This is a genomic window from Streptomyces sp. bgisy027 (genome assembly GCF_057710365.1).
Genome location: NZ_JBYIVZ010000001.1, coordinates 406,478 through 425,617, shown reverse-complemented (window position 1 = coordinate 425,617; position 19,140 = coordinate 406,478). Strand labels below are relative to the sequence as shown.

Annotated in this window: 13 protein-coding genes; 10 read left to right on the top strand and 3 right to left on the bottom strand. The window is 71.0% G+C overall.

The window, feature by feature from the left end:
• Positions 1–113: 113 nt before the first annotated feature.
• The 7 genes from AC3ETA_RS01865 (at position 114) to AC3ETA_RS01835 (ending at position 7,517) form a co-directional block, all read left to right on the top strand.
• Entirely contained in the window at positions 114–1,178 is a 1,065-nt protein-coding gene (locus AC3ETA_RS01865; protein WP_432191018.1) for a ComEA family DNA-binding protein, read from the top strand.
• Positions 1,175–3,781: a ComEC/Rec2 family competence protein gene (locus AC3ETA_RS01860; RefSeq protein ID WP_432191017.1), complete on the top strand. Its 2,607-nt coding sequence runs from the start codon at positions 1,175–1,177 to the stop codon at positions 3,779–3,781. The genes AC3ETA_RS01865 and AC3ETA_RS01860 overlap by 4 nt, the downstream gene beginning before the upstream one ends.
• The gene (locus AC3ETA_RS01855; RefSeq protein ID WP_432191016.1) at positions 3,762–4,601 is read left to right on the top strand and encodes an arylamine N-acetyltransferase family protein; all 840 of its coding nucleotides are present in this window, start codon (positions 3,762–3,764) and stop codon (positions 4,599–4,601) included. Before AC3ETA_RS01860 ends, AC3ETA_RS01855 begins: the two co-directional genes overlap by 20 nt.
• 173 nt (positions 4,602–4,774) lie before the next feature.
• Positions 4,775–5,656 carry a YceI family protein gene (locus tag AC3ETA_RS01850; protein WP_432191015.1) on the top strand — a complete coding sequence of 294 codons (882 nt, stop codon included), beginning with the start codon at positions 4,775–4,777 and terminating at the stop codon, positions 5,654–5,656.
• Between the two features lie 93 nt (positions 5,657–5,749).
• Positions 5,750–5,995 carry a hypothetical protein gene (locus AC3ETA_RS01845; protein WP_107907336.1) on the top strand — a complete coding sequence of 82 codons (246 nt, stop codon included), beginning with the start codon at positions 5,750–5,752 and terminating at the stop codon, positions 5,993–5,995.
• A 68-nt stretch (positions 5,996–6,063) separates the two neighbouring features.
• Positions 6,064–7,053, top strand: coding sequence for a DNA polymerase III subunit delta (holA, locus tag AC3ETA_RS01840; protein ID WP_432191014.1), 990 nt, complete (start codon positions 6,064–6,066; stop codon positions 7,051–7,053).
• Between the two features lie 65 nt (positions 7,054–7,118).
• Entirely contained in the window at positions 7,119–7,517 is a 399-nt protein-coding gene (locus AC3ETA_RS01835) for a nuclear transport factor 2 family protein (RefSeq protein WP_432191013.1), read from the top strand.
• A gap of 211 nt (positions 7,518–7,728) precedes the next feature.
• Here AC3ETA_RS01835 and rpsT read toward each other — a convergent pair whose 3' ends face one another.
• The gene (gene rpsT, locus AC3ETA_RS01830; RefSeq protein WP_030947131.1) at positions 7,729–7,995 is read right to left on the bottom strand and encodes a 30S ribosomal protein S20; all 267 of its coding nucleotides are present in this window, start codon (positions 7,993–7,995) and stop codon (positions 7,729–7,731) included.
• Between the two features lie 234 nt (positions 7,996–8,229).
• Between rpsT and lepA the strand changes: the two genes are divergently transcribed.
• Together lepA and AC3ETA_RS01820 are read left to right on the top strand one after the other, a co-directional pair.
• Complete coding sequence (gene lepA, locus AC3ETA_RS01825) at positions 8,230–10,098, top strand: translation elongation factor 4 (RefSeq protein ID WP_432191012.1); 1,869 nt, start codon at positions 8,230–8,232, stop codon at positions 10,096–10,098.
• A gap of 250 nt (positions 10,099–10,348) precedes the next feature.
• Positions 10,349–12,223 carry an AMP-dependent synthetase/ligase gene (locus tag AC3ETA_RS01820; RefSeq protein ID WP_432191011.1) on the top strand — a complete coding sequence of 625 codons (1,875 nt, stop codon included), beginning with the start codon at positions 10,349–10,351 and terminating at the stop codon, positions 12,221–12,223.
• An 88-nt stretch (positions 12,224–12,311) separates the two neighbouring features.
• Here AC3ETA_RS01820 and AC3ETA_RS01815 read toward each other — a convergent pair whose 3' ends face one another.
• Positions 12,312–12,872 (bottom strand): response regulator, encoded by a 561-nt coding sequence (locus AC3ETA_RS01815; protein WP_432191010.1) that lies wholly within the window; start codon positions 12,870–12,872, stop codon positions 12,312–12,314.
• 12 nt (positions 12,873–12,884) lie between these two features.
• Complete coding sequence (locus tag AC3ETA_RS01810; protein WP_432191009.1) at positions 12,885–17,090, bottom strand: HAMP domain-containing protein; 4,206 nt, start codon at positions 17,088–17,090, stop codon at positions 12,885–12,887.
• A 102-nt stretch (positions 17,091–17,192) separates the two neighbouring features.
• Between AC3ETA_RS01810 and AC3ETA_RS01805 the strand changes: the two genes are divergently transcribed.
• A complete protein-coding gene (locus AC3ETA_RS01805) occupies positions 17,193–19,130 on the top strand; it encodes a SpoIIE family protein phosphatase (protein ID WP_432191008.1) in 1,938 nt (645 codons plus the stop codon).
• Positions 19,131–19,140: the final 10 nt, after the last annotated feature.

Genomic DNA, 19,140 nt, shown 5'->3' with positions numbered 1-19,140 from the left:
TCGGTCTCGCCCCGGACCTGACGCGGGGCGGCGTGGTCGCAGGGGCCGGTCGCGAGAGTGGTTGCGGGGCTGGTGGGGAGGGTGGTTCCCGGGCTGGTCAGGAGGGCGGTTCCGTGGCTGGTGGGGAGGGTGGTTCCGGGGCTGCTCGGGAGGGTGGTTCCGTGGCTGGTCGGGAGGGCGGTTGCGGGGCTGGTCGGGAGGGTGGTTCCCGGGCTGGTCGCGGGGGCGGTTCCGTGGCTGGTGGGGAGGATGGTTCCCGGGCTGGTCGGGAGCACGGTTCTGGGGCTGTTGCCGGCAGCGGTGGCGGTGCCGCTGGTGTCGGTGGCGATACCGGCAGCCGTGCCGGTGCCGCCCCCGGTGCCCGAGCCCGTGCCGGTGACGCCGGCTTGGGCGCGGGCGCCGGCTCGAGGGAGTGGCGGGTGCGGGCCGGGCTGGCGTTGCGGGAGCGGATGCCGGTGTGGTTGCAGGCCCGGTGTGGGCTGGAGCGGCGGAACGTGGTCGCACTCACCGTGGTGCTCCTCCTCGCCGTCGGCTTCGCGGTGCAGCACTTCTGGGCCGGGCGGGCGCAGTCCGTGCGGGCTCCTGAGGTGGTGCGGGCGGCGGCACCGTACGGAGGAGGGGAACCCGGTGCAGAGCAGGGTGGTGAGCGCGGGCCGGCTGCATCGCGGCCCGGTGCTTCCACGGCAGGTGCATCGGCGGTCGGTGCGCCCGGTGCCGGGGGCACGTCGGCGCCCGAGATCGTGGTGGACGTCGGCGGCAAGGTGCGCGAGCCGGGGATCCATCGCCTCCCGGCGGGCGCACGCGTCGCCGACGCTCTGCGGGCGGCCGGTGGAGTACGCCCCGGCACGAACACCGACACCCTCAACCGGGCCCGGTTCCTGGTGGACGGCGAGCAGGTGATCGTCGGCGCTCCGCCGGCCCCGGCACCCGAGACCGGCACCAGCACGGGCACCGGCGGCGCCGTGGCCCCCGGTGCCGTACCCGCCGCACCGATCCCCCTCAACACGGCAACCGTGGACCAGTTGGACACCCTCCCGGGCGTCGGCCCGGTGCTGGCCCGGCACATCATCGACTACCGCACCCGGCACGGCGGTTTCCGCTCGGTGGACGAGCTGCGTGAGGTCAACGGCATCGGCGATCGCCGCTTCGCCGATCTACGGAATCTCGTACGGCCATGAGCCCGGACGACCACGACACCCCGGCACCCGTCTCCCGGCCCGCCCGAGCCGCCGTTCACGCCACATCCGGCCGACGGCTGGGCGCGGCCCACCCTCGTCAGGAAGGCCCGACGGACCTGCGCCTGGTCCCGCCGGCGCTCGCCGCTTGGGCGACGGCGGCGCTGACGTTGGACGCACCGCCGGAGTGGGTGGCCGGCGCGGCGGTGGTCTGCTTGGTTGCGGCAGGCGTACTGCTGCTGGTCGTTCGGCGAGGCGGGTCGGGCGGGCAGACCCTCCGGGTACCGGCGCGCCGGAGCCGGCCCCGCACCTCGGCCGCCGCCCTGCTGCTCTGCGTCGCGGCGGCCGCCGTCTCCGCCGCGTTGCACGGGGCCGACCTGCGGCGTGGGCCGGTGCCTGGGCTGGCGCGGGAGTACGCCACGGTGACCGCCGAGGTTGAGATCACCTCGGACCCCCGGCTCACCCGGCCCAGGGTCAAGGGGAATCACATGGCGCCGACCGCCGTGCTGGTCGACGCGGACGTACGACGCGTGGACAAGCCGGACGGCACGGTGGTGGAGACGCGGGCGCCGGTGCTGGTCATCGTCGACACGGGGTGGGGGCAACCCGCCTCCACCACCCGTCCCTCCGCGACGCGCCCGTCCCCCTGGCTGTCCCTCCTCCCCTCCACCCGCCTGCGCATCACCGCCCGGCTCGCTCCAGCTCTTGCGGGCGGGGACCGGATCGCGGCCGTGTTGCGGGTGCGGGAGTCCGCCGGGACGGAGGTCGTGGGGGAGCCGTCGGCGGTGCAGCGGCTCGCGGGGCGGTTGCGGGGAGGGCTGCGGGAGGCGACCGACGGGTTGCCGGCGGATGCGCGGGCGTTGCTGCCCGGCCTGGTCGTGGGAGACACCTCGCGGATCACGCCGGAGCTGGACGAGGCGTTCAAGGAGACCGACCTCGCGCACACGCTGGCAGTGTCCGGCAGCAACCTCACGATCATCCTGGCCCTGCTCATCGGCCCGCCCAGCCTCGCCCAGCAGGTCGAGCGCCGAGGACTCGCACCCCGGCTCGGCATCTCACTGCGCACGACCGCGTTGTTCGGCGGCGCGCTCACGCTCGCGTTCGTCGTGGTGTGCCGGCCGGACCCGAGCGTGCTGCGGGCAGCGGCGTGCGGGGCCGTCGTGTTGCTGGCCCTGGCGACCGGGCGCCGCAGATCGCTGATCCCGGCGCTGGCGACGGCCGTACTGCTGCTGGTGCTGTACGACCCGTGGCTGGCCCGCAGCTACGGCTTCCTGCTCTCCGTCCTGGCGACGGGTGCCCTGCTCACCCTCGCACCCCGCTGGAGCGCGGCGCTGCGCAGACGCCGGGTGCCGCCGCGTCTTGCCGAGGCGTTGGCGGCCGCGGCTGCCGCGCAGGCGCTGTGCGCGCCGGTCGTGGCGGTGCTGTCGGCCCGGGTGAGCCTGGTTGCGGTGCCGTGCAATCTGCTGGCGGAGTTCGCGATCGCGCCGGCCACGGTGCTGGGCTTCGCGGCGCTGGCGACGGCACCGCTCGCGATGCCGGTGGCCAAGGCGTTGGCCTGGTGCGCGAGTTGGCCGACCGGTTGGCTGGCGAACGTCGCCCGGACGGGTGCCGCGCTGCCCGGCGCGGGCGTGGACTGGCCCGGCAGCTGGACCGGGGCGGCACTGCTCGCCCTGGTCACGGTGGCCGTCGTGCTCGCCGGACGCCGGCTGCTGAGGCACCCCTGGTGGTGCGGGGTCTGCGGGGCGCTGCTCCTGCTGGCGGTGGTGCAGCCGCCGCCGCTGACCAGGGTCGTCACGGGGTGGCCGCCGCCGGGGTGGACGTTCGCGATGTGCGACGTGGGGCAGGGCGACGCGACGGTGTTCGCGGCGGGCGCGGGGACGGGGGTGGTGGTGGACGCCGGCCCCGATCCGACGCTGATCGACCGTTGTCTGCGCACGCTCGGCATCACGAGGATCCCGCTCGTCGTGCTGACCCACTTCCACGCCGACCATGTGGCGGGCCTGCCCGGCGTGCTGCGTGGGCGGGCGGTGGGCGCGATCGAGACGACGGGGCACGAAGAGCCCGTGGACCAGGCGGAGTTCGTGCGCGGACAGGCGGCTGCCCGACGGATCCCCGTGACGCGGGCCGCCGCCGGGGAGGAGCGGCGCACCGGGGCCCTGAGCTGGCGGGTGCTGTGGCCACCGCCCCACCCGGCCCTGACCCCGGACGCCCCGGACGGCCCGAACGACTCCAGCGTCACCCTGCTCGTCCGGTCGGCGGGGCTGCGGTTCCTGCTGCTCGGCGATCTGGAACCCCCGGCGCAGCGGGCGCTGTTGAGCTCGCCGGCGGGGCCGTTGCTCGGCGGCGTGGACGTGCTGAAGGTCGCCCACCACGGCTCGGCGTACCAGGACCCGGAGCTCATACGCCGGGCCGCACCGAGGCTGGCGCTGATCTCCGCAGGGGCGGACAACCCCTACGGTCACCCGGCTCCCGCCACGGTCGCGGCGCTGCGGGCGCAGGGCGCCGTCGTGCTGCGGACGGACGAGGACGGGGCGCTCGCGGTGGCGGGTACGGGCGCGGAGCTCATGGTGGCGGGAGACTGGGGCCATGGATTCCGTAGAGGTTGATGCCTATCTCCGGCGCCTGGGAGTCGAGCACCCGGCGTGGCCCACCGTGGACGTGCTGCGTGAGCTGCAACTGCGCCACCTGCAGACCGTGCCCTTCGAGAACCTGTCGGTCCACCTCGGCGAGGAGATCGTGCTGGAGGAGAAGCGGCTGCTGGACAAGGTGGTGGGTGCGCGGCGGGGCGGGTTCTGTTACGAACTGAACGGGTCGTTCGCGGCGTTGCTCGGCGCGCTGGGCTTCGATGTGACGCTGCTCGCGGCGCGCGTCTACGGCAAGGAGGAGCGGCTCGGGATCCCCTACGACCACATGGCGCTGAAGGTGGGCACGGTGGACGGGGGAGCGTGGCTGGCGGACGTCGGATTCGGGGCGCACAGCCACTATCCGCTGGCGTTCGAGGCGCGGGGTGAGCAGGTGGATCCGGCGGGGGTGTTCCGGATCGTGGAGGCCGGGCCGGACGCGGCCGGGGTGCGCGGCGGGCACGACTCGGCGGCGGCGGCTGACCTGGACGTCGTGATGGACGGCAGACCGCAGTACCGGTTGGACCGGCGGCCCCGGGCGCTCGGTGACTTCGCGGCGGGGGCGTGGTGGCACAGCACCTCGCCGCTGTCGCACTTCACACAGTCGCTGGTGTGCTCGCGGGTGACGCAGGAAGGGGGACGGATCACGCTGAGCGGCCGCACGTTCAAGACGACGGCGGCGGACGGGACACGTGAGGAGCGGGAGTTGGGGACGGACGAGGAGGTGCTGAGGGCGTACCGGGAGCGGTTCGGGATCGAGCTGGACCGGGTGCCTGCGGTGAGCAAGCCCGACAGAGCCGGCTGACGCCACAGGGTTCGGGGCTCGGCGCCTCGTGCGCCACTGGTGCTACTAGCTGGTAGAACCAGCGCATGTGCCGGTTTCCCACGATGTGATCCCGTGTTGCCCCGAAAAACTCGGCGGTGGTCGAATGCCCCTTCGGCAACGCGTGAGGTCGAGTTCGTACAGGGGTGTCGAGGATGATCGGTCGCCGGCGAGGAAGCCGAACGAACCCGGAACAGCGGACGAGCCCTCTGACGGCGCTGGAGACTCCGCCGAGCGCGGGAGTGCTGAGCTGCCGGGTGCTCGATCCGGTCAACGAGCCCGTCCGGCACGCGGAGTTCGTGGTGAGCGACACCATGGGACGGACGGTGATGAGCGGGGGACTGGATCCCTTCGGGTCGTTCGTGATCACGGTGCCGGCGGGTGAGTACCGGCTCGCGGTGTCGGCCGAGGGGTACACGCCGTACCGGACGACCACGACCGTCGTGGAGAACACGTTCGCCTCGCTGGGGGACGTGACCCTCCAGGTCGCCCAGCCGCCGGAGCTGCCGGCGCCGGGCGACTGGGAGGTCGAGCCGGCGCACACCTCGATCGGGTTCACCGCGCGGCACATCGGGCTGGCCCGGATCCACGGCCGGTTCAACTCATTCGCGGGGGCGGTGCGGATCACCGACCCCGTCGAGCGGTCGGCGATGCATGTGGTGATCGACGCGGCGTCCATCGACACGGGCGTGCGGATGCGGGACGACCATCTGCGGTCGGCGGACTTCCTGGACGTGGCGTCCTTTCCGACGCTGGAGTTCTACAGCGAGCGGTTCGTGCACAAGGGCGGCACCCGGTGGGCCGTGACGGGCGCGCTGACGTTGCACGGCGTGACGCGGACGGTCGTGCTCGACACGGAGTACCTCGGGCTCGGCAACGGCATGGAGGGCGAGGTGCGGGCGGCGTGCCGGGCCACGACCGAACTGCAGCGCGACGACTTCACCGTGAGCTGGCAGACGATGCTGGCGCGGGGGATCGCGGTGGTGGGGTCGAGTATCCGCGTCGAGCTGGACGTGCAGCTGGTGCGCAAGGGCTGACCAAGGGACTCCCCTCTCGCCGGGTGCCCGGGGACTCCCCTCCCGCCGGGTGCCCAGGGGCTCCCCTCCCGCCGGGTGTCCGAGAATGGCTCCGTGAGCGATGTGAGACATGTGCTGGTGCTGCCCGACCGTGACGCGGCCCAGGAGGCGGCGGAGGCGCTCGGGGAGCGGTTCGGGATCGACGAGGAGCCGCGCCTGGTGCGGGACGCGCTGGCCGGTGAGGACGATGCCGAGGACGCGCAGTGGCTCGTAGTGCTGAGGGACGAGGGCGGACGGCTCGATCCGGGGGCGCTGGACGAGTTCGCGGGGGAGTGGGACGGCTGGCGGGAGGAGCCGTGACCGTGCCGTAGCCGCCGGGTGTCCGGCGCCGGCGTGGGTTGTCAGCGGCCCGTGCCATCCTTGTCGCGATGGCCAAGAAGAGTGCGAACGACGCCCCCCTCGCCCCCGTGACCCTCGCCGTGGGTCAGGAGGAGCTGCTGCTCGACCGTGCCGTGCGGGAGGTGGTGGTCGCCGCCCGGGCCGCCGACGCTGACACGGATGTGCGGGAGCTGACCCACGACCAGTTGCAGCCGGGCACGCTGGCCGAGTTGACCAGCCCCTCGCTGTTCGCGGAGCGCAAGGTCGTGGTCGTACGCGGCGCGCAGGACCTGTCGGCGGACTCGGTCAAGGATGTGACGGCGTACATCGCCTCGCCTGCCGAGGAGATCACGCTCGTGCTGGTGCACGCCGGCGGGGTCAAGGGCAAGAAGCTGCTCGACGCCGCCCGCAAGGCGGGGGCGCGTGAGGTGGCGTGCCCGAAGATGACCAAGCCGGCGGACCGGCTGGCGTTCGTCAGGAGCGAGTTCCGGGCGACCGGGCGCTCGGCGACGCCCGAGGCGTGCCAGGCGCTGGTCGACGCCATCGGGAGCGATCTGCGGGAGCTGGCGTCCGCGGTGAGCCAGCTGGTCGCCGATGTCGAGGGCACCATCGACGAGGCGGTCGTCGGGCGGTACTACACCGGCCGTGCGGAGGCGTCGAGCTTCACCGTCGCCGACCGGGCCGTCGAGGGGCGAGCGGCGGAGGCGCTGGAGGCGCTGCGGTGGTCGCTGGCCACCGGCGTGGCACCCGTCATGATCACCAGCGCGCTCGCCCAGGGCGTCCGGGCCATCGGCAAGCTGTCCTCCGCGCGCGGCGGCCGTCCCGCCGATCTGGCCCGCGAGCTGGGCATGCCGCCCTGGAAGATCGACCGGGTCCGCCAGCAGATGCGGGGGTGGACACCCGACGGGGTCGCGGTCGCGCTGCGGGCGGTCGCCGAGGCCGACGCCGGTGTGAAGGGCGGCGGGGACGACCCCGAGTACGCCTTGGAGAAGGCGGTCGTGACCATCGCGCGGGCGGCTCGTTCCAGAGGGCGCGGCTAGGCTCCGGAGAGGAGAATCAGGCGTATCAGCCGTATTTCGCCGGACTGGGAAAGGTGGCGAGCACCATGGCTGAACACCCGCACGCGTCTCTCGTCCGCAGAGGCTACGAGGCCTTCCAGCGCGGAGACATGGACACCCTCAGGGGCCTGATGGCCGGGGACTGCACGCACCATGTGCCCGGCTCCAACCCGCTGTCGGGAGACTACAAAGGGCTCGACTCGATCTTCGAGGGGTACTACGGCCGGCTCTTCTCCGAGACGGACGGCACTTTCCGGGTCGAGCTGCGCAACATCTTCGTCGACGGCCGCGGGCACGCCATGTCCGTGCACCACTTCACCGCCGACCGGGGCGGCAAGCACCTGGACGAGATGGGCGGCATCGTCTTCCGCATCGTGGGCGACAAGATCACCGACCTCGACGAGTGCCTCGCGGACATCGAAAAGGGCAACGACTTCTGGTCCTGACGCAGGCATGCCGAAGGCCCCGGCGCCCGCCCTGGGGAAGGGCGAGGCACCGGGGCCTTCGGTTGAAGCTGCTGGATCCGCACCCGCGTGGCGAACGCAGGCCGCGTGCGAATCCGGGGTGCCGGCCGGGAGCGGATGAGAGAGGGCCCGCTCTGGGTCCTGCCGGCGGCTGGATCCGGGAAGCCGGATCCGATCAGACCAGATAAGGGGTTCAGCCCTTGAGGGAAGCGACCTTCGAAGCAAGCGCCGACTTCTTGTTGGCGGCCTGGTTCTTGTGGATGACGCCCTTGGAGACGGCCTTGTCGAGCTGACGCGCGGCAGCGCGCTGGTACTCGACGGCCTTCTCCTGGTCACCCGCGGCAGCGGCCTCACGGGCCTTGCGGATCGCGGTCTTCAGGGAGGACTTGACGGCCTTGTTGCGCAGCCGGGCCTTCTCGTTGGTCTTGATCCGCTTGATCTGGGACTTGATGTTCGCCACTGATTGAGCCTTTTCAGGTTCAGGTACGGGACCGCGCGGGAGCCGCACGGAATCCGTACCGGGTGATTTCTTCGGGGTGTGCCTCGCGCTGAGAGGGCATGAGACACAGCCACCCAGACTACCAGTGGCCCGGCCGACGGCCCAAAACGGTCCCCGGTCGCCGCCCATGGGACCATGGAACCTACGTATCGATCCGACCCGAGGCATAAGGCGCCTCAAGAGACAGGACCCTGCGTGCCCGCGACCCCTAACAATGTGCCCGAGCCGAGCCGTACCGACCCGGCTCTGATCCGCAATTTCTGCATCATCGCGCACATCGACCACGGCAAGTCCACGCTCGCCGACCGGATGCTCCAGCTGACCGGCGTGGTCGAGCAGCGGCAGATGCGTGCTCAGTACCTCGACCGGATGGACATCGAGCGCGAGCGCGGCATCACGATCAAGTCCCAGGCGGTGCGGCTGCCGTGGGCTCCCACCCACGAACCCGGCAACACGCACATCCTCAACATGATCGACACCCCGGGGCACGTCGACTTCACCTACGAGGTCTCGCGGTCGCTGGCCGCCTGCGAGGGAACCATCCTCCTCGTCGACGCCGCCCAGGGCATCGAGGCGCAGACCCTCGCCAACCTCTACCTGGCGATGGAGAACGACCTCACGATCATCCCCGTACTGAACAAGATCGACCTGCCGGCCGCGCAGCCCGAGAAGTTCGCCGAGGAGCTCGCCAACCTGGTCGGCTGCGACCCGGACGACGTGCTCAGGGTCTCCGCCAAGACGGGCATGGGCGTCGATGCCCTGCTCGACAAGGTCGTCGCCGAGGTTCCCGCTCCGGTCGGCGTCAAGGACGCGCCCGCCCGCGCGATGATCTTCGACTCGGTCTACGACTCCTACCGCGGTGTCGTGACGTACGTCCGTGTCATCGACGGCCAGCTCAACAAGCGCGAGCGCATCCGGATGATGTCGACGGGCGCCACGCACGAGCTGCTGGAGATCGGGACGAACTCGCCCGAGATGCTCGGCGCCGACGGTCTCGGCGTCGGTGAGGTGGGCTACCTCATCACCGGTGTGAAGGACGTCCGCCAGTCCAAGGTCGGTGACACCGTCACCAGCCAGCACAAGGGGGCCACGGAGGCGCTCGGGGGCTACAAGGACCCCAAGCCCATGGTCTTCTCCGGCCTGTATCCGCTGGACGGCTCGGACTACCCGGAGCTGCGCGAGGCCCTGGACAAGCTCCAGCTCAACGACGCCGCGCTCGTCTACGAGCCGGAGACCTCCGCCGCTCTCGGCTTCGGCTTCCGCGTCGGCTTCCTCGGCCTGCTCCACCTCGACGTGATCCGTGAGCGGCTGGAGCGCGAGTTCGGCCTCGACCTGATCGCCACCGCGCCCAACGTGGTCTACCGCGTGGTCATGGAGGACGGCAGCGAGCACACCGTCACCAACCCGAGCGAGTTCCCCGAGGGCAAGATCAACGAGGTGTACGAGCCGGTCGTGCGCGCCACGATCCTCGCGCCCACCGAGTTCATCGGCTCGATCATGGAGCTGTGCCAGACCCGGCGCGGCACCCTGCTCGGCATGGACTACCTCTCCGAGGACCGCGTCGAGATCCGCTACACCCTGCCGCTCGCGGAGATCGTCTTCGACTTCTTCGACCAGCTGAAGTCCAAGACCCGCGGTTACGCCTCGCTGGACTACGAGCCCACCGGCGAGCAGACCTCCAGCCTGGTCAAGGTCGACATCCTGCTGCACGGCGACAAGGTGGACGCCTTCTCGGCGATCACCCACAAGGACGCGGCGTACGCGTACGGGGTGCGCCTGGTCGCCAAGCTGCGCGAGCTCATCCCGCGGCAGGCCTTCGAGGTGCCGATCCAGGCCGCCATCGGCTCCCGGGTGATCGCCCGCGAGACCATCCGCGCCATCCGCAAGGACGTCCTCGCCAAGTGCTACGGCGGCGACATCTCCCGCAAGCGCAAGCTGCTGGAGAAGCAGAAGGAAGGCAAGAAGCGGATGAAGATGGTGGGTTCCGTGGAGGTTCCTCAGGAGGCCTTCATCGCCGTGCTGAGCAGTGATGACAGCGCGGGGTCGGGCAAGGGCAAGAAGTAACCACAGGTAACACCCGGTGACCCGGCAAATCGCCGCAAGAGGGGTCCGTCGCGTGCAAGTGCGACGGGCCCCTTTGTGTACGCCAGGTGACCCTCTGGAGGAAGTGATAGGGCGCGGACCCTTACGCAGTGGCCTGTCGACCTTTAACCTGATCCCTGCTCGATAGTTACTCGCGAGTTAAACAACGTCTCGCGCGTAGGAACCAGCCGCACTGAGCCAGCCGCATCGTCGCGGGCCCCCGGAGGATGTCTTGAGCGACACACAGACACTGATCGAGAACCGTCCGCCGAGCGTGGCGACCCTCTTCCTGGAGCGCGTGGCCGCCACGCCGGACGCCGAGGCGTACCGCTATCCCGTGCCGGCGGCCTCGGGGGAGGGCCCCGAGGACTGGAAGTCGCTGAGCTGGGGGCAGGCGTCCGAGCGGGTCTACGCCATCGCGGCCGGGCTCATCGAGCTGGGCGTCCAGCCCGAGCAGCGCGTCGCCCTCGCCTCCTCGACCCGGATCGAGTGGATACTGGCCGACCTGGGCATCATGTGCGCCGGTGCCGCGACGACCACCGTCTATCCGCAGACCAACGCCGAGGAGTCGGCCTTCATCCTCTCCGACTCCGAGAGCCGGGTGCTGATCGCCGAGGACGCCGCCCAGGTGGCCAAGGCGCTGGAGAAGCGCGCCGAGCTGCCGAACCTGACCCATGTCGTCGTCGTCGACGCGACCGGCGTCGAGACCGGTGACTGGGTGCTGAGCCTCGCCGAGCTGGAGGCCCGTGGCGCGGCCCGGCTGGAGAAGGACCCCGAGCTGATCAAGCAGCGGGTCGGCGCGATCACCAAGGGCCAGCTGGCCACCGTGATCTACACCTCCGGCACCACCGGCCGCCCCAAGGGAGTGCGGCTGCCGCACGACAACTGGTCGTACATGGCGAAGGCGATCGCGGCGACCGGCCTGGTCGGCGCGGAGGACGTGCAGTACCTGTGGCTGCCGCTCGCGCACGTCTTCGGCAAGGTACTCACCTCCGGCCAGATCGAGGTCGGGCACGTCACCGCCGTCGACGGCCGTGTCGACAAGATCATCGAGAACCTGCCGGTCGTGCAGCCGACGTACATGGCCGCTGTCCCGCGCATCTTCGAGAAGGTCTACAACGGGGTCGCCGCGAAGGCCCGCGCGGGCGGCGGCGCCAAGTACAAGATCTTCCAGTGGGCCGCCGGGGTCGCCCGCGAGTACGCCAAGGTCACCCAGGACAACTTCCGGCGCACCGGCACCCACTCCGCGCCGTTCGCTCTCGCCGCCAAGCACAAGGTCGCCGACACGCTCGTGTACGCCAAGATCCGCGAGGCCTTCGGCGGCAACCTGCGCGCCTGTGTCTCGGGTTCGGCCGCGCTCGCCCCGGAGATCGGCTACTTCTTCGCCGGCGCCGGCATCCACATCCTGGAGGGTTACGGCCTCACCGAGTCCTCGGCCGCGTCCTTCGTGAACCCGGGCGAGGCCTACCGCACCGGCACCGTCGGCAAGCCGCTGCCCGGTACCGAGGTCCGTATCGCCGACGACGGCGAGATCCTGCTGCGCGGTCCCGGCATCATGGAGGGCTACCACGGGCTGCCCGACAAGACCGCCGAGGTACTGGAGGCCGACGGCTGGTTCCACACCGGCGACATCGGTGAGCTGTCGCCCGACGGCTACCTGCGCATCACCGACCGCAAGAAGGACCTCATCAAGACGTCCGGCGGCAAGTACATCGCGCCCGCCGAGGTCGAGGGCCAGTTCAAGGCGGTCTGCCCGTACGTCTCCAACATCCTGGTGCACGGCGCCGACCGGAACTTCTGCACGGCGCTGATCGCGCTGGACGAGGTCGCGATCCAGGCGTGGGCCGAGGAGAACGGGCTGTCCGGGAAGCCGTACGCGGAGATCGTGGCCGCGCCGGCCACCGTGGAGATGGTCGACGGCTACGTCAAGAAGCTCAACGAGGGGCTTCAGAAGTGGCAGACGATCAAGAAGTTCCGGCTGCTGCCTCGGGATCTCGATGTGGAGCACGGTGAGATCACGCCGAGCCTGAAGCTGAAGCGGCCGGTCGTGGAGCGTGAGTACAAGGCGCTCATCGAGGAGATGTACGCCGGTACGCGCGAAGCGTAGGGGAGGGCGGGGGACTGCGTCGCGGCTGCCGGTAGGCGGTGGCCGGTCGCGCAGTTCCCCGCGCCCCCTTCAGGCGCGACGCGCAGCCCTAGCCGACCAGCCTGCGTATTTCGTGGACCCTCGCGCGCAGGTCCGTCAGGTCCGGGGCGCTGTCGTCGGACAACTGGTCCGCCAGGGCCGCCAGCCGGGTGCTCAGCTGCCTGCTCTGGATGTGCTCGCGGCTGAGCAGATGCTCCAACTGCCTGTTCTTGCGGTACAGATCCAGGAACACCGACACCTTCGCGCGCAGCACCCAAGGGTCGAACGGCTTGGTGAGATAGTCGGCGGCTCCGGTGGCGTAGCCGCGGAAGGCGTAGCCGGGCTCGTCCTCCGCGCCGGTCAGGAAGATGATCGGGACGTCCTTGGTCTGGTCGAGCCGTTTGATGTTCGCGGCGGTCTCGAAGCCGTCCATGCCCGGCATCCGGACGTCGAGCAGGACCAGGGCGAAGCGCTGCCGCAGCAGCGCCTTCATGGCCTCCTCGCCCGAACGCGCGCGGATGAGCGGCTCGTTGAGGGACCCCAGGACGGCCTCCAGCGCGATCAGGTTGTCCTCCATGTCGTCGACCAGGAGGATGCCGGCACGCTCGTCGGGCGTTGCCTCAGCGATCATGGTGAAGTGGCCTCATTCGGTGATGGTCGGCGGGACCTCTTCCTCCTCGGAAGCGTCCGGTCCCGGTACTGCGGTGTTCTCCGGGCCTGCGGAACGGCCCTCCGGCCGCGTGACCTCGGGGTCCAGGAGGTCGCAGACGACGGTGAGGAGCTGATCCACGTCCACCGGCTTCGGTACGTAGTCGTTGGCGCCCCGGGCGATGGACTTCTCCCGGTCTCCGGGCATGGCCTTCGCGGTCAGCGCGACGATGGGGAGATGGGCCCAGCGCGGTGTGCGCCGGATGGCGGAGATCGTCTCATATCCGTCCATCTCCGGCATCATGATGTCCATCAGAACGAGTTCGACGTCCGGGGTGCGCTCCAGCGTCTCGATGCCCTCGCGTCCGTTCTCCGCGTACAGCACCGGCATGCCGACCCGGCCCAGCACATGGGTCAGCGCGAAGACGTTGCGGATGTCGTCGTCCACGATCAGCACCCGCCGACCCGGCAGGACCTGGCCCGCCCGGCCCGTCTGCCACTCCTCCAGCTTGGTCGGCGTCGGCCATGAGTCCTCCGTGTCGTGGGCGGCCGCGTACGGCTCGGCCGACCGCTGCTCCGGCACCGGCAGCGGCCGGTCCTCGGGCACCGGCCCGGTCGCGGCGTGACCGGGGCTGACGACGGGGACGTACAGCGTGAACGTGGAGCCCTTGCCGGGCTCGCTCTCGGCGACGATACGGCCGCCCAGCAGACCCGCGATCTCGCGGCTGATGGACAGACCGAGTCCCGTGCCGCCGTACTTGCGGTTGGTGGTGCCGTCGGCCTGCTGGAACGCCTCGAAGATCACCGGGAGTTTCTCCCGCGCGATGCCGATGCCGGTGTCGGTGACCGCGAAGGCGATCACCTCGTCGCTCTCACGGACTCCCGCACTCTCGACTTCGTTCGAGCGGGGGGACCCCCATCGGCGCTCGGGGTCCTTCAGCCGGCCCACCCGCAGCTCGACCCGGCCCGTCGCGGTGAACTTGATCGCGTTGGACAGCAGGTTGCGCAGGATCTGCTGGAGGCGCTGTTCGTCGGAGTACATCTCGCGCGGCACGTCCTCGCCCACCGACACCTCGAAGGCGAGCCCGCGGTCCAGGGTGAGCGGGCGGAACGTGGCGTGGACGTAGTCGAGAAGTTTGATCAGCGGCAGCTTCTTCGGACGTACGTCCATCCGGCCCGCCTCGATCTTCGACAGGTCCAGGATGTCGTTGATCAGCTGGAGCAGGTCCGAGCCGGAGCGGTGGATCGTCGTCGCGAACTGGACCTCCTGGTCGGAGAGATGGCCGTCCGGGTTGTCGGAGAGCAGGCGCGCCAGGATCAGCAGGGAGTTCAGCGGGGTGCGCAGCTCGTGCGACATGTTCGCCAGGAACTCCGACTTGTACTGCGACGACGTCGCCAGCAGCGCCGCCTTCTCCTCCAGCTCGGCGTTCGAGCGCTGCAGCTCCGCCTGCTGCATCTGGAGTTCGTCCGAGCGTTCCTGGAGCTGCATGGCCAGGCGCTGGGACTCGCCGAGCAGGGACTCCGTACGGGAGTTGGCGATGATCGTGTTGATCGCGACGGCGATGGTGTTCACGAACTGGTCGAAGAACGCCAGGTGCACGTCGGAGAAGCGGGAGAAGGACGCCAGCTCGATCACGCCGAGGAGCTTGTCCTCGAACAGGATCGGGATGATGACGACGCTCGTCGGCGCCGCCTCACCCAGCCCGCTGTTGATCTTGATGTAGTCCGGCGGGGCCTCCTCGACGAGGATCCGCTTCTTCTCGCGCGCCGCCTGCTGGACCAGTCCGTGCACCGGGAGGCCGCCGGTCTCCACGGTCGCGCCCTGCGCCGAGCCGTACCCGGCGATGAACGCCAGCCCCTTGGCCGGAACGGTCGTGCGCAGCGAGGCGCTCTCCTCGTCCGGGTCGGCCAGGAAGAACGCGCCGTACTGTGCGTTCACGAGCGGCGTCAGCTCCCGGAGCAGCAGGTCGGCGACCTCCATCAGGTCGCGGTGGCCCTGCATCAGGGCGGCCAGGCGGGCCAGGTTCGATTCCAGCCAGTCCTTGGCGCGGGTCGTCTCGCGCAGGTTGGACACCATCAGGTTGATGTTGTCCTTCAGCTCGGCGTCCTCGCCGCGCGTCTCCACCGTGATCGAGCGGGACATGTCGCCCTGGGCCACCGCGGAGGCCACCTCGGCGATCGCGCGGACCTGGGTGGTCAGGTTCGACGCCAGCTCGTTCACGTTCGTCGTCAGGCGCTTCCAGGTGCCGTACACGCCCTCCACCCGTGCCTGGCCGCCGAGTTGGCCCTCGGAGCCCACCTCGCGGGCCACCCGGGTGACCTCGGAGGAGAAGGAGGAGAGCGTGTCGACCATCGTGTTGATGGCGGTCTTCAGCTCCAGGATCTCGCCGCGCGCGTCCACGTCGATCTTCTTGGAGAGGTCGCCGTTGGCCACGGCGGTGGTGACCTGGGCGATGTTCCGCACCTGGGAGGTGAGATTGTCGGCCATGTAGTTGACGTTGTCGGTGAGGTCCCGCCAGACGCCGGAGACGCCCAGTACCTGGGCGCGGCCGCCGAGCCGGCCGTCGGTGCCGACCTCGCGGGCCACCCGGGTGACCTCGTCGGCGAAGGCCCGCAGCTGCTGCACCATCGTGTTGACGGTGTCCTTCAGCTCCAGGATCTCGCCGCGCGCGTCGACGGTGATCTTCTTGGAGAGGTCGCCGTTGGCCACGGCGGTGGTGACCTGGGCGATGTTGCGGACCTGCGAGGTGAGGTTCAGCGCCATGAAGTTGACGTTGTCGGTGAGGTCCTTCCAGACGCCGGACACGCCCCGGACCTGGGCCTGACCGCCGAGGTTTCCTTCGGTGCCGACTTCGCGGGCGACGCGGGTGACCTCGTCGGCGAAGGCGGAGAGCTGGTCGACCATGGTGTTGATGGTCGACTTCAGCTCCAGGATCTCGCCCTTCGCCTCGACGGTGATCTTCTTGCCGAGGTCGCCCTGGGCCACCGCGGTGGAGACCAGGGCGATGTTCCTCACCTGTGAGGTGAGGTTGTCCGCCATGAAGTTGACGTTGTCGGTGAGGTCCTTCCAGACGCCGGAGACACCGCGCACCTGGGCCCGGCCGCCGAGGTTTCCTTCGGTGCCGACTTCGCGGGCGACGCGGGTGACCTCGTCGGCGAAGGCGGAGAGCTGGTCCACCATGGTGTTGATGGTCGACTTCAGCTCCAGGATCTCGCCCTGGGCGTCCACCGTGATCTTCTGCGACAGGTCGCCGTTGGCCACCGCGGTGGTCACCTGGGCGATGTTGCGGACCTGCGAGGTGAGGTTCGACGCCATGAAGTTGACGTTGTCGGTGAGGTCCTTCCACACGCCCGAGACGCCCCTCACCTGGGCGCGCCCGCCCAGCTGCCCCTCCGTGCCGACTTCGCGGGCGACGCGGGTGACCTCGTCGGCGAAGGCGGAGAGCTGGTCCACCATCGTGTTGACGGTCAGCTTCAGTTCGAGCAGCTCGCCGGTCGCCTCGACGGTGACCGTGCGGGTCAGGTCGCCCCGGGCCACGGCCGTCGTCACCGCGGCGATGTCACGCACCTGCGCCGTGAGCCGGGACGCCATCGCGTTGACGGCCTCGGTCACGTCCCGCCAACTGCCCGACAGGCCCCTCACCTTGGCCCGGCCGCCGAGCCGGCCCTCGGTGCCCACCTCACGGGCCACCCGGGTGACCTCGCCGGTGAACAGGGAGAGCTGGTCCACCATCTTGTTCACGGCCCGGCCCAGACGGCGCAGGTCGCCGCGTAACTGGCGGGTGCCGTCGTGCAGATCGACGCGCTGGGTGAGATCGCCGCCGGCCACCGCGTCCAGGACGCGCGTCGCGTTCGCCGCCGGGGCCACCAGGGCGTCGAGCAGATGGTTGACGTCGTTGACGCGGGTCGTCCAGTCGCCCTGGCCCGGGCTCGCCGAGAGCCGCTCGTCGAGCCTGCCGTGCCGGATCAACTCCCGCTTGACGCGCTGCACTTCCGTGTTGAAGTGCGTACTGCGGTCCATGATCTGGTTGAAGACCGCCGTCAGCTCGGCCACCACTCCCTCATCGGTCTCCGGGAGACGGCGGAAGTCCCCGTCCCGGGCCGCGGTCATCGCGGCGAGCAGCGGGCGCAGGTCCGATGCTCGAATTTGACCGTATTTCTGTCCTTCTTCGAGCACGCGCGTAGCACTGTTCTCACTCATGGCGGCCCACTTCGGTAACTCGGTGCTTATGGGCGCGGTCAGTCTGTCACTCTGTCGGCGTCGACTGAGGTGTATTCGTCCGAACCGCTCGGGGAGCTGTACATGGGGGCCATTCCGGTGCAACGGGAGACCATCACCCGTGCCTGTGATGCGCCCGCGCCCGGAAACGAGTGCGCGCAGGCCCGCACCGTCCTCCCCGGCAGCCCCCTCTCCCCGGGCTCCGCCCGCACCCTCGTGCGCGCCGCTCTCGACGACTGGGCCTCCTCCGGTCTCCCCGGCACCGAGCACATCGGCGAGCGGCTCCTCGACGACGCCGTCGTGGCCGTCAGCGAACTCGTCACCAACGCCGTCGTGCACGCCGGCACCGAGGTCGAGCTCAGCTGCCGCCTGGAGGAGGACGGCGCCCTGCTCGTCGAGGTCCTGGACCACCATCCCTCCCGCGCCCCGCGCGACGGGGAGCTGGAGGCGCCGTACGAGACACCCGAGTACGGGCGCGGGCTGCGGCTGGTGGCCCGGCTCGCGGAGTCCTGGGGCGTCACCTACCGCACCGGCGCCAAGACCGTGTGGGCGCGGCTGCCCGCCGAGGACCCCGTGGCGGTCAAGGACGACATCGAGGCGTACGCCGAGGAACGCGCACTGGAGCGCGGGCTGCGGGTCGCCGAGATCCTCGCCCCCGAGCCCCAGCGGGCCGAGCGCGAGCGGGACTGGCTCAACCGGGGCGCCCTGTCCTTCCTCGCGGAGGCCTCCGACCTGCTCGCCGGGCAGCTCGACGAGAACCTCGTCGCCGCGCTCGCCGGCCAGCTGATCGTGCCGAGGCTCGCGGACTGGTGCGCGGTCTGGCTGGAGGACGAGGTCGCCGGGCGCTGGGGATACGCCCGCTCCGGCGACGGGGACAGCGGCGGCGGCTGGGCCGTGGACGGCATCGCCGGGACCGGGCCCCGGCTCGCCCGGGTCTGGCACGGCTCCGAGAACCTCATCGAGGAACTGCGCCGGGTCCTGGAGAAGGAGCCGCCGCTGCCGCCCGACAACCACCGCACCGGGCCCGTCCCCTACCCCTGGCCCGGCGACGCGCTCGGCCGGCGCCAGGAGCACGGCACCGCGCTCGCGTACCGCCTGATCGCCGGCGGCCACCCGCTGGGCACGCTGGTCATCGGGCGGGCCGACCTCGTGCGCTTCCCCGACGAGGTCACCGGACTGGTCGAGGACCTCAGCCGCCGGGTCGCCCTGGCCATCGGCGCGGCCCGCCAGTACGCCCGGCAGGCCACCATCAGCCGGGTCCTCCAGCGCGGACTGCTGCCCGGCGCCGTCGCGGAGATCCCCGGTGTGGCCAGCGCGCTGGTGTACGAGCCGTGCGACAAGGGCGGTCCCAGCGGCGACTTCTACGACCTCTTCCCGGCCCGCGACGGCCGCTGGTGCTTCGCCATCGGCGACGTCCAGGGCAAGGGACCCGAGGCGGCCGTCGTGATCGGCATCGCACGGCCCTGGCTGCGGCTCCTGGCCCGCGAGGGCTACCGCGTCTCCGACGTCCTGGACCGCCTCAACCAGCTCCTCCTCGACGACGCCACGGAAGCCGCCGACGCCGCCGCCCGCGCCCTCGTCGGCCCGGCGGCGCCCGGCGACGGCCCGCAGACCCGGTTCCTGTCCCTCCTCTACGGCGAGCTCACGCCCTTCGACGGCGGCATCCGCTGCACCCTCGCCTCCGCCGGCCACCCGCTGCCCCTGCTCCTCGGCGCGGACGGCGAGGTCCACACCGCCGCCCAGCCGCAGACCCTCCTCGGGGTCGTCGAGGACGCGACGTACACCAGCGAGACCTTCGAGCTGCGCTCCGGCGACACCCTGCTGTGCGTGACCGACGGGGTGACCGAGCGGCGCAGCGGCTCCCGCCAGTTCGACGACGGCGACGGCCTCGCGACCGCGCTCGCCGGGTGCACGGGCCTGAACGCCCAGCTGATCGCCGAACGGATCCGCCGCCTCGTGCACGAGTTCGGCGGGCGCCCGCCGGAGGACGACCTGGCGCTGCTGGTACTCCAGGCCGAGTGACCGGCGGGGA

Bases quoted from the DNA above. Each gene is read 5' to 3' on its own strand.
- AC3ETA_RS01810 (WP_432191009.1), bottom strand. From the start codon at position 17,090: ATGAGTGAGAACAGTGCTACGCGCGTGCTCGAAGAAGGACAGAAATAC.
- AC3ETA_RS01805 (WP_432191008.1), top strand. From the start codon at position 17,193: ATGGGGGCCATTCCGGTGCAACGGGAGACCATCACCCGTGCCTGTGAT.
- AC3ETA_RS01860 (WP_432191017.1), top strand. From the start codon at position 1,175: ATGAGCCCGGACGACCACGACACCCCGGCACCCGTCTCCCGGCCCGCC.
- AC3ETA_RS01815 (WP_432191010.1), bottom strand. From the start codon at position 12,872: ATGATCGCTGAGGCAACGCCCGACGAGCGTGCCGGCATCCTCCTGGTC.
- AC3ETA_RS01835 (WP_432191013.1), top strand. From the start codon at position 7,119: ATGGCTGAACACCCGCACGCGTCTCTCGTCCGCAGAGGCTACGAGGCC.
- AC3ETA_RS01855 (WP_432191016.1), top strand. From the start codon at position 3,762: ATGGATTCCGTAGAGGTTGATGCCTATCTCCGGCGCCTGGGAGTCGAG.
- AC3ETA_RS01850 (WP_432191015.1), top strand. From the start codon at position 4,775: ATGATCGGTCGCCGGCGAGGAAGCCGAACGAACCCGGAACAGCGGACG.
- holA (WP_432191014.1), top strand. From the start codon at position 6,064: ATGGCCAAGAAGAGTGCGAACGACGCCCCCCTCGCCCCCGTGACCCTC.